The organism is Agriterribacter sp. (assembly GCF_035445465.1).
Taxonomy (GTDB): Bacteria; Bacteroidota; Bacteroidia; order Chitinophagales; family Chitinophagaceae; genus Agriterribacter.
On sequence record NZ_DAOMQT010000027.1, the window covers coordinates 55,031 to 66,370 of the forward strand.

At 44.8% G+C, this 11,340-nt stretch carries 7 protein-coding genes; all 7 read left to right on the forward strand.

Going from position 1 to position 11,340, the window contains the following annotated elements; genetic code table 11:
• Window positions 1–297: 297 nt before the first annotated feature.
• The 7 genes from PLE34_RS13790 (at window position 298) to PLE34_RS13820 (ending at window position 11,248) form a co-directional block, all read left to right on the forward strand.
• Entirely contained in the window at window positions 298–2,619 is a 2,322-nt protein-coding gene (locus tag PLE34_RS13790; RefSeq protein ID WP_324557888.1) for a PSD1 and planctomycete cytochrome C domain-containing protein, read from the forward strand.
• A 6-nt stretch (window positions 2,620–2,625) separates the two neighbouring features.
• Window positions 2,626–4,080 (forward strand): DUF1501 domain-containing protein, encoded by a 1,455-nt coding sequence (locus PLE34_RS13795; protein ID WP_324557890.1) that lies wholly within the window; start codon window positions 2,626–2,628, stop codon window positions 4,078–4,080.
• Window positions 4,081–4,128: 48 nt separating this feature from the next.
• Window positions 4,129–5,154: a twin-arginine translocation signal domain-containing protein gene (locus tag PLE34_RS13800; protein ID WP_324557891.1), complete on the forward strand. Its 1,026-nt coding sequence runs from the start codon at window positions 4,129–4,131 to the stop codon at window positions 5,152–5,154.
• A gap of 327 nt (window positions 5,155–5,481) precedes the next feature.
• Window positions 5,482–7,626, forward strand: a complete 2,145-nt coding sequence (locus PLE34_RS13805; RefSeq protein WP_324557893.1) for a c-type cytochrome domain-containing protein — start codon at window positions 5,482–5,484, stop codon at window positions 7,624–7,626.
• A 219-nt stretch (window positions 7,627–7,845) separates the two neighbouring features.
• The gene (locus PLE34_RS13810) at window positions 7,846–9,447 is read left to right on the forward strand and encodes a glycosyltransferase family 39 protein (RefSeq protein ID WP_324557895.1); all 1,602 of its coding nucleotides are present in this window, start codon (window positions 7,846–7,848) and stop codon (window positions 9,445–9,447) included.
• Between the two features lie 9 nt (window positions 9,448–9,456).
• Window positions 9,457–10,416 carry a glycosyltransferase family 2 protein gene (locus PLE34_RS13815; RefSeq protein ID WP_324557896.1) on the forward strand — a complete coding sequence of 320 codons (960 nt, stop codon included), beginning with the start codon at window positions 9,457–9,459 and terminating at the stop codon, window positions 10,414–10,416.
• Window positions 10,385–11,248: a lysylphosphatidylglycerol synthase transmembrane domain-containing protein gene (locus PLE34_RS13820; protein ID WP_324557898.1), complete on the forward strand. Its 864-nt coding sequence runs from the start codon at window positions 10,385–10,387 to the stop codon at window positions 11,246–11,248. Before PLE34_RS13815 ends, PLE34_RS13820 begins: the two co-directional genes overlap by 32 nt.
• Window positions 11,249–11,340 lie beyond the last annotated feature (92 nt).

The following is an 11,340-nucleotide window of genomic DNA, read 5'->3' on the forward strand; positions in this document are numbered from 1 at the left end:
TTCAAACAAGGTTATACTACTTTTAAAATCTTAACGATACTGCAAAGAATTCTTTAACTTTAGGCTTATTTTGTAAAGCACCTGGTCTTACCATGATAATTCATCCTTAAACAATATCAGTTAAGGAATGAGGCTGTTTCAAAAGGGCCGATATGGAAGATATGCCACTAACACACTAAGACACAAAGTCCTGATCTTCAGGTTTTATTTTCTTCGTGACTTCGTGGCAAAATATCACTTTTTAGACAGCCCCATCTTTTTAAACAACTTACTAAACCCGGTTGTTAAACTTGCATTATGAAGAAGTTTTATATAGTTGCGCTGTTCTGCATAGCCGGTGCAATAGTTTTGTTTACTTTCAGATACTTTTACAATGACAAAACAGGTAAAGATGGCAATGCAGAAACCGTTAGCTATAATTTCCAGGTTCGTCCTATCCTGTCCGATAAATGCTATGCCTGTCATGGACCCGATGCCAATAAACGCGAAGCAGGTTTGAGATTAGACATCGAGGAAGAAGCTTACAAGGCGCTGAAAGAGAACCCGCAGGCACATGCCATAGTGCCGGGCAAACCAAACCTATCTGAGGTTTATCTCCGCGTTTCCACCACAGATACCAGCATCATGATGCCTCCTGCTTCAAGCAATTTACCCACGCTTACCGAAGCCGAAGTTCGTATTATTAAAAAATGGATCGAAGAAGGCGCCAAATATGAGCCGCACTGGGCCTTTGTGCCCCCGCAGAAAGCTGCGCTCCCGAAAATAAAAAATGAAACGTGGCCCAAAAATGAAATTGATCATTTTGTTTTAAACAAGATGGAGGAGCATGGCCTTACACCTAATGAGGAAGCTGATAAAGAAAGACTGCTCCGGCGTATTGCATTAGACATTACAGGTTTGCCGCCAACGCCCGGTATGATAGACAGCTTCATAAACAGCACAGACCCCAATGTGTATGAAAAAACGATTGACGCTTTGTTACAGCAACCGGCATACGGAGAGCGCATGGCCATTCCCTGGTTAGATGTGGCCCGCTATGCCGATTCGCATGGCTACCAGGATGATAATTACAGGTCGCAATGGCCATGGAGAGACTGGGTCATTCATGCATTTAATGAAAATTTACCTTATGATAAATTTGTTACCTGGCAGTTAGCCGGCGATTTAATTCCGGATGCTACAAAAGAGCAGATACTGGCAACTGGCTTTAACCGTAACCATAAAATTACCGAAGAAGGCGGCGTAATTGATGAGGAATACCGCGTGGAATATGTGGTAGACAGAACCAATACACTGGGTACAGCCATACTGGGCATGACCATTGAATGCGCCAAATGTCATGACCATAAATACGACCCCATTTCACAAAAGGATTTTTTCGAGCTTTCGGCTTTCTTCAATAGTATTAAAGAAGTTGGACTGGAATCTACCGTTGGAGGACATGAAACTTTTGCCAAAAATCCGCGGATTGATATTACACAGGAAGACCTGAAAGGCGTGCTGAGCTTTATAACCAGCTCGGATACGGTGGGACTGCAGGTATCGGTAATGAAGGATATGGACACGGCAAGAAAAACCTATATCCTCTCCCGCGGCGTGTACGACCAGCATGCAGAAGAAGTAAAACCGGGCACACCTAAAGCGATCATGGACTTCCCTTCCGGGCTTCCTGAAAACCGTTTGGGATTGTCGGAATGGCTTTTTGATGCAAAAAACCCGCTTACCGCCAGGGTTTTTGTAAACCGGGTATGGCAGGAAATTTTTGGAAGAGGGATTGTAAAATCATCCAATGACTTTGGCATGCAGGGAGAATTACCTGTCAATCCTAAATTATTAGACTGGCTGGCAGTTGATTTCCGGGAAAACGGGTGGGATATCAAAAGATTAGTGAAGCAAATATATATGTCGGCTACATATCGCCAGTCGTCAGTAATAACACCCGAGAAATTAAAAGCCGATCCCCAGAATATTTATTTATCCTATGCGCCACGCATCCGTATGAACGCAGAAATGATCCGCGATATGGCATTAGCCAGCAGCGGCTTATTGCAACCCATCATAGGCGGACCAAGCGTTAAACCTTACCAGCCTCCTGGATTGTGGGAACTGGCAACATCGGGAAGAGGTTTGCTGGCCACCTACAAGCAGGATCATGGCAACAAGCTGTACAGGAGAGGTATGTATACCTTTATTAAAAGAACGGTTCCCCCGCCTGCAATGATGATCTTCGATGCCAGCAACCGCGATCAGTGCGAAGTAAAAAGATCAAGGACCAATACGCCTTTGCAGGCCCTGATCATGATGAACGATCCTACTATATTAGAAGCATCGGTTGCGCTGGCAGATCAATTAGTACAAAAGAAAGAAAAACCTGAAGCCGCCGTTACCGACGCTTTTTTACGCATCATTAACCGGCACCCCGATAAACAGGAACAGGCTATTTTATTAGAATATCTGGGTGAGCAGCAGGCCTGGTTTAAAGCCAATCCTGCCACTATAGAAAAAGTTACCAAAGTAGGAGAATACAAAATAAAGAGCGCCCCTGCCCCTGAAGTAGCTGCCCTTGCGCGCCTGGTGCAGGTAATTTATAATATGGATGAAGCAATTACAAAAACCTAAAGTGTGATGGATAAAGAATTATTACAACACGGGCTGAATATTAACCGCCGTAAGTTTTTATCGCGTATGAGCATCGGGCTCGGCAGCGCCGCCCTCGGCTCCCTTCTCATTCCCGGTCTTTTTGACGGAGCCGTGGAAGAAGAAGCGGGATTTATGCCCGGCATCCCTCATTTTGCGCCTAAAGCAAAAAGAGTGATCTACCTGTTCCAGAATGGCGCACCCTCCCAATTGGAAACATTTGATTATAAGCCCACGCTCAATAAAATGATGGGACAGGATCTACCCGAATCCATCCGGCAGGGACAGCGGCTGACGGGCATGACCTCCGGGCAAAAATCATTTCCGCTGGTAGGCTCTTACTATAAATTTAACCAGCATGGGCAATCAGGTGCGTGGGTAAGCGAAATATTCCCGCACATGGCCAAGGTGGTAGATGACCTTTGCATCGTAAGATCCCTGCATACCGAAGCCATCAACCACGATCCGGCTTTAACCTTTTTTCAAACCGGCGCGCAGCAGGGAAACCGCCCCAGCATGGGTTCATGGGTGAGCTACGGACTGGGAACGGAAAATAAAAATCTGCCTGCCTTTTGTGTGCTGCTGTCCCGCGGTAAAGGAAACGGGCAGGGCGTATATTCGAAATTATGGTCGAACGGATTTTTAGATTCCATTCACCAGGGCGTGCAGTTCAGCAGCGGTGAAAACCCTATTTTATATTTACAGGATCCTGATGGTATGGACAGGGAAGCCCGCCGCAAAATGTTAGACAAGGTTGCTGCGTTGAATGAAATACAGCTCAAAAATTTTGGCGATCCCGAAATTGCTACCAAAATACAGCAGTACGAAATGGCTTACCGGATGCAAACCGCTGTACCGGAAATCATGGACGTATCAAAAGAATCGGACGATATTGTAAAGCTCTACGGGTCGGAATGCCTGGTACCCGGTACCTATGCCGCCAATTGCCTGCTGGCACGCAAGCTGTCGGAAAACGGCGTTCGCTTTATACAATTATATCACCAGGGATGGGATCAGCATGGCAACCTGCCTAATGAAATGAGAGGGCAGGCGAAAGATGTGGATCAGCCGTCCGCCGCATTGATCACCGATCTCAAACAAAGAGGATTATTAGATGAAACGTTAGTAATATGGGGCGGTGAGTTTGGCAGAACCAATTATTGCCAGGGCGCTATGAGTGAAGATAATTACGGCAGGGATCATCATCCCCGCTGCTTTTCCATCTGGATGGCCGGAGGCGGCATTAAACCCGGAATGGTTTATGGAGAAACCGATGAGTTCGGGTATAACATTGTTAAGAATCCGGTACACATCAACGATTTTCATGCTACCATTTTAAACCAGCTGGGCTTTGATCATGAAAGACTTACCTACCGCTTCCAGGGAAGAAGGTACAGGTTAACGGATGTGTCTGGTACGGTGGTCAGGGATATTATTGCATAGCAATCGTTCTATAGCTAAATTATACTTTAATTTATTTTTTATCCCCTTATGAACAGAAGAAAATTTTTAAAAAACGCCGGGTTTGCAGCAGGCGCCATGGCTATTACCAATGATATGTTTGCCGGAAAAAATGATCCCGTGTACGGGCACAATGATATGCGCTATCGCATGAATGTAAAATGGGGCGCCTTAAACCCCGAAAAATATCCTGTAAATGACTGCCACGAAATGATACAGGATAAGAAGGGACGTATTGTTTTACTTACAAATGAAACAAAAAACAATATTCTTATCTACAACAAATCGGGCAAATTAAAAGAAAGCTGGGGCCATCAATTTCCGGGCGCGCACGGGCTAACACTACATCGTGCCGGTGGAGAAGAATACCTCTTTATTACCGATACCAGTAAGCACCAGGTATATAAAACAACAATAGATGGCAGGTTGCTGTTTACTATAGACTACCCGGAAGAGACCGGCGTGTATAAAAACAAAGAAGCATTTGTTCCTACAGAAACAACAGTGCTTGATAACGGAGATTTTTATATTGCCGATGGCTATGGCGCGCAATATATAATGCACTATGATGAAAAAGGGAAACTGAAGCATTTCTTCGGAGGCAAAGGAGATACCACGGCCAACCTCGACAATGCGCATGGCATAACGGTTGACAGCAGGCAGGGAACCCCTACTTTACTGATCACCGACCGTACCCGCAACTGCTTTAAAAGATTTTCATTAGACGGAAAGCTGATAGAAGTAATTGAATTGCCCGGCGCCTGTGTTTGCCGGCCGGTTATACATGGCGATCACCTGTATGCCGCGGTATTGCGCTCACCCGACTTAAATGCTCCGGGAACCGGCTTTGTAACCATATTAGATAAAAACAATAAAGTGGTTTCCAATATCGGCGGAACAGCGCCGGTATACAAAGACGGAAAATTACAGCCCATGTTGCAGAAGGAAAAAATATTTGTTCATCCGCATGATGTGTGCGTTGATGATGAAGGAAGCATTTACGTGGCACAATGGGCGTCAAACAAAGTATACCCGTACAAGTTCAGCAGGGTGTGATGGTAAGTGATAAGTAGTAAGTGGTAAGTGGTAAGTAGTAAGTGGTGAGTGGTGAGACCTGAAGCGTGAGAAGATAAATGTCAGAAGCTGGACAGCAAAAATGCCGCGGCCGGTACGCGATGAAGGAGCGTCAGACCGCGGGGTAATAAGGGTGTGGAAGTGCATAGTGAATTTCATCGCTCACTATTCACCATCTCTCACCTTCTTACGCCAGCCTGCCGGCTGGCAGGTTTCACATTTGTTTTACACAACACCGGTATTGCTTTGTTGATGTAAACAGGTGAAGCAGGTTGATATATACAACAATTAAAAATTATAGCAACATACATGCAAACAGTTAAAAGAATTGGTGGTGGGATATTATTCGGCAGCATGGTCTTTCTTCTTTTTTTAGTAGTATTTGAAAGTTTCCTGCAGATCCCCTCGTGGCTTGCCGTAGCTGGCAGATTGCATCCTATGTTCCTTCATTTCCCTATCGTTTTGCTGCTGATCTCTTTTTTTACAATGTGGATCCCCGTTGGTAAAGGAGCGGACAATGAATGGCTTGCGCTGTTGCGGCTTGTGGCGGCTTTATCGGCAGTAATTACCGCTATATTAGGCATGTTATTATCGCTGGAAGATGCCGGTGAAGGCAATGTATTACTCCTGCACAAATGGGGCGGTGTAAGCATCGCAATACTGGGGTTTCTTTTTTACTCCTACCATAATTTCCTGGTAAAGCATGTGGTATTTACGAAGCTGTTTACCATTGTTGCCACTTTTACCATTATCATAACAGGGCATTGGGGCGCTAACCTAACCCATGGAGAAAACTATGTGCTGGCGCCCATTCAAAAGCAGCAAAGAGATTTAACGCCGCCCGATAAAGCGGTTGTGTTTGCCGATGTAATTCAACCCATCCTGGAAAGCAAATGTACAAGCTGCCACAGTACATCAAAACTCAAGGGCGAATTGCTGCTCGAAAATATGGAGGGCCTTCTGGCAGGCGGTAAATCGGGACCATTGTTCATCCCGGGTCAGCCCGACACCAGCCTGCTGATCCGGCGCCTGCATTTACCAATGGACGACAAGAAACATATGCCCCCCGCTTCCAAACCGCAATTAACAGAAACGGAATCTGCGCTGTTATATGCCTGGATAAAAGCAGGCGCGGCAACCGAAGATAAATTATTCAGCCTTCCCGAACAGGATACTTTCCGTATACTGGCCACCGCTTATTTACAGCCTGCTGTACCCACACAGCCCGTATATGATTTTAAAGCGGCAGACGAAAAGAAAATACTTGCTTTAAATAATAACTACCGCATAATTGTGCCCCTGGGAAAAAACTCACCGGCGCTTTCGGTTAATTTATATGGCCGTAATATTTTTACTTCAAAAGCATTGGAAGAACTCCTGCCATTAAAACAACAAATCGTTGAATTGAACCTTTCCCGCCTGCCGGTGAAAGATGAAGACATAAAACTGATCCGGCAACTCACTAACATAGAGAAGCTTAACCTTAATTATACGGATGTTACTGCGAAGGGAGTAGAGCAATTAGGCACCTTAACCAAGCTGCGTGAACTAACGTTGTCGGGCACTGCTGTTACGGCCCCCGCCTTAGAAAAAATATTACCACTCCCGGAACTGAAATCGGTATTTGTATGGGATACTAAAATAGACAGCGTGCAGCTTCAGCCGCTTAAAGCTAAGTTTTCAAACGTATACATTGAAACGGGTTTCATAGACAATGGAGATGTAATGGTAGCGTTGAGTCCTCCCGTTATAAAAACGCCGCAGGGCATCTTTAATAAAACAACAACAATTGAGATCCGCCATCCTTTTAAAGGAGTGGATATACGGTATACTTTAGATGGAACGCCACCCGACAGTGTGAGCGGCCTGCTATATACCGAACCTGTTGCTATTAATGAATCGGTTACGCTGATTGCAAATGCCTACAAAAAAGGATGGTACGGAAGCACCCCGGTGCAGGCTGCTTTCATTAAGCAGGGATTTGCGCCCGATTCTATATCCTTTATCACTAAACCCGATCCGAAATACAGTGCGGAAACACCCGGTTTGCTTACGGATGGCGCATTGGGTGATTACGCTAACTTCTCTAACGGAGAATGGCTGGGCTATCAGAAAAATGAAGCGGCGTACTATTTCTTCTTTAATAATAAGGTTACTCCCAAAAATATATTGCTGCAGATGCTGCAGAATACAGGCGGTCATATTTTTCCTCCCGCAAAAGTAGAAGTGTGGGGCGGAATGGATGAAGGCCATATGCAATTGCTGGGTAAACTGGCCCCCCGCGTACCCGAAAAAAATGAACCGGCAAGATCCTTACAGGAAAACATTCAGTTAACAACAGCAGAACTGCATTGCCTGAAGATCATACTTCATCCTGTTGCCTCACTACCGCCATGGCACAATAGCAAAGGAAGCCCCGGATGGATATTCCTGAGCGAAATTGTTGTGAATTAGCGCGGCAATATAATGTTAACCACAAACAGGATTGAACACCCCTATACTAAGCTAGATTATAGCAGATTAGTTTCACGAATAAGATAACTTTGCGGGCTAAAAATGTAAGCCCGGCTCGCCGGAAGAAAAATCTTATACATTATAATCATGATGTCTTTCGGGGATAAGAAGCAATATTTTTTTTTATACTTTCTTTTAAGTGTTTGTTATATTCTAGGGTTGTTCATCCCCCTGATGAACGGCGATGCAGCGCACCATGCCAATATCGCCCTTCACATGTACCAAAACAATAACTACGTAGATCTGATAGACCGCGGAAAAGATTATTTAGATAAGCCGCATTTACTTTTCTGGCTGGCCGCAGCCTGCTATCATTTATTTGGTGTAACGCCCTTCGCTTATAAACTGCCTTCCCTGTTGTTTAGCATTGCCGCTGTTTGGGCCACCTACAAAACGGGCAAACGCCTGTACAATGCGGAAACAGGAAGGCTTGCAGCGTTAATTTTAGCTTCCGCCCAGGCCTTTATCCTTGCCTGCATGGATGTACGCATGGATGCCATACTCACGGCCTGCATCATCCTGGCAGCCTGGCAATTGCTGGAAGCCGGCATAACAAAAAAATGGTATAACATAATAGCAGCAGCCTTATTTATGGCACTCGGGTTTTCAACCAAAGGCATGGCAGGTATTGTTATTCCCTGCGCAGCCTTGTTTTTTTACCTGCTGTATAAACGCAACTTTGCCGGCATGTTTCACATAAAATGGGTAGCTATAGCGTTGCTTACCCTTGTGTTCATGCTCCCGGTACTGTATTGCTACTACCTGCAGTTCGACCTGCATCCCGAAAAAGAGATCAGGGGAATGACCCATATTTCGGGTGTAAAATTTATTTTATGGGGACAAAACATTGAACGGCTGGATGGGAAAAACTGGGGGGGCGGTAAAAAAGATTACTTCTTTTATTTTCATACGCTGCTATGGGCATTCCTGCCCTGGTCGCTCCTGGCTTACTATGCCGCAGGCAGCCGGTTAAAAGATTTGTGGAGAACCAGGCTGGCATTCCTGCACAACACCGAAGCTTTCACTATAGGAACTGTTGTGTTTGTTTTTATAGTGATCTCCGGTTCACAGTTTCAGCTTCCGCATTATCTGAATATTCTTTTTCCTTTTCTGGCTATATTAACTGCGGCTAAGCTGGTGAAGCTGGATGCGCAATCCCGCAACAGGCCTTTACGCATTATTACCCGGCTTCAAGCCATCATTGCCATGCTTATTGTTGTTCTCGTAGTTATTTTATGCGTGTGGAGCTTTGACGTCAATATCGTTCTTACAGGCTTACCTGCCCTTGCAGCCGTTTTGTATACAGGCTGGTGGGCGCTCAATAACAAGAAGCCGCTGATGAAAATTGCCACGGTTAGCGTTACCGGAATTGCATTAGTGAACTTTATACTTTTTTCTTTCTTCTACCCGCAGTTGCTGCGGTATGAAGGCGGCCTGAACCTGGCTGCTATTGCAAAAGAAAAACAAATTGATCTTTCAGCAACTTACTTTTACAATACTTATAATTTTGCATTTGATTTCAAAACCAGGCACCTCTCTCCTACCCTCTTTTTAGATGATATTAAAAATAAACAGGGTGATGCATTCTGGCTGCTTACAGATACAAAAGGTATGGATTCATTAAAGCTGGCTGCTATTCCCCCTGCCGAAATATATGAGGGTAAGCATTTTCGCATCAGCCGTTTGAAAGCATCATTCCTGAACCCCGCTACCAGGCAAAGCCAGTTGGACACCTTATACCTGCTAAAGGTTTCACATTAAAATACAGTTATGACACCTGAACTTTCCATAGTAATAACGGTTTTAAATGAAGTAGAAAATGTTGGCCGCCTGGTGGAAAAACTCAGGGTTGACTTATCGGGTATTGATTATGAAGTAATTTTTGTAGATGACGGCTCTACAGACGGGACGCAAAAAGCGATCAGAACCATAGCCGATGAAAGGATCACCTTAATTGAACTAAGGAAAAATTACGGGCAAAGCACCGCCATGACAGCAGGAATAGAGCATGCCACAGGCAGGTATGTGGCCTTGTTAGACGGCGATATGCAAAACGACAGCAGTGATATCCCGCACATGCTCCATAAACTCAAAACCGAAGACTGGGATGTGGTGGCAGGCAATCGTAAGAACCGGCAGGATGGATTCCTGCTACGTAAACTGCCCAGCCGCATGGCTAATTACCTGATCAGGAAGCTAACCGGCGTGCACATTAAAGATTATGGCTGCACATTAAAAGTATTTAAAAAAGAAATAGCAGACGACCTGGGCTTATATGGCGAAATGCATCGCTTTATACCTGTGCTGGCCAAGCTACAGGGCGCCAGCATCGTGCAGGTAGATGTAAAGCATCATCACCGTCAGTTCGGGAAATCGAAATACGGACTGGGGCGCACCTTTAAAGTGATGTCTGATTTAATTACGATGGTGTTTTTCAGGAAGTATATTCAAAAGCCTATGCACCTTTTTGGTGGTATAGGCTTTATTATGCTTTTTATCGGAATGATAACCAATATTTATTTGCTGATACTAAAACTGTCGGGACACGACATATGGGGCAAGCCTTTATTGATCTTAGGTTTAATACTTTTGCTGGGCGGAATACAGCTAATAACCATTGGCTTCCTGGCCGAGATCAGTATCCGCATATATTTTGAATCAGGAAATAAAAAAACGTACCAGATCAGGCGCATTGTACATGGACAAAAAAAAGATGTGGAATACCGGTAAGCTCTTTTTAAAAATAGCGGTTACCGGCATTACCTTATGGGTGGTTTATACAAAAATAGATTTGCAGGCATTATCCCGCATATGGGACAATGCAACGGTATGGCTGTTCGTTCCTGCCCTGTTGTTTTTCGCCGTTTCCCAGGTCATTTCTTCCTTTCGCTTATTGAATTTTTTCAGGAATATTCAACTACCCATAGCCGTTAAAGGCAATATCATATTGTATATACAGGGAATGTTCTATAATATTTTTTTACCCGGCGGCATTGGCGGCGACGGATATAAAATACTTACCCTGAACAGGCAATACAATAAACCGCGTAAACAGCTTTTCAGTGCTGTTTTCTTCGACAGGCTGAGCGGGCTATGGGCGCTCGCCTTCATTCTTGTAATACTTTCATTAACAGTACCCCTGTTTGGCGGTTATACATGGCTGGTAGCCGGTGGTTTTGCGGCAGGTACAGTATTGTACTACTTCGTGATCCGTTATTTTTTTAAATTGCATTGCGCTCGGTTCTTTAAAACACATTTTTTGGCCCTGCTGGTGCAAAGCTGCCAGTTGGTTGCCGTGGCCTTTATTTTAAAAGCCCTGGGTTGCCAGGAATCGTATCCCGCTTATTTTACGATATTCCTGCTGTCTACGCTGGCTACCCTTTTCCCTTTCAGCATCGGCGGGTTGGGCGCCCGTGAAATTGCCATTGTTTGGGCGGCTTCCATATTGATGCTCAATAAAGACATGGCGGTTTCCGTAAGCCTTTGCTTTTATTTCATTTCAGCCATTCTTTCCCTCACAGGCATATTCGTTGTGTTTTATTCAAAGAAAATTGGAGATTGATTCAGGGTGCAGGGTACAAGTTGCAGGTCTCAGGTTGCAGGGTGTGCATGCCTAAAATAGGTTGACAAAAAACAGTCACTTATGATGAGGCA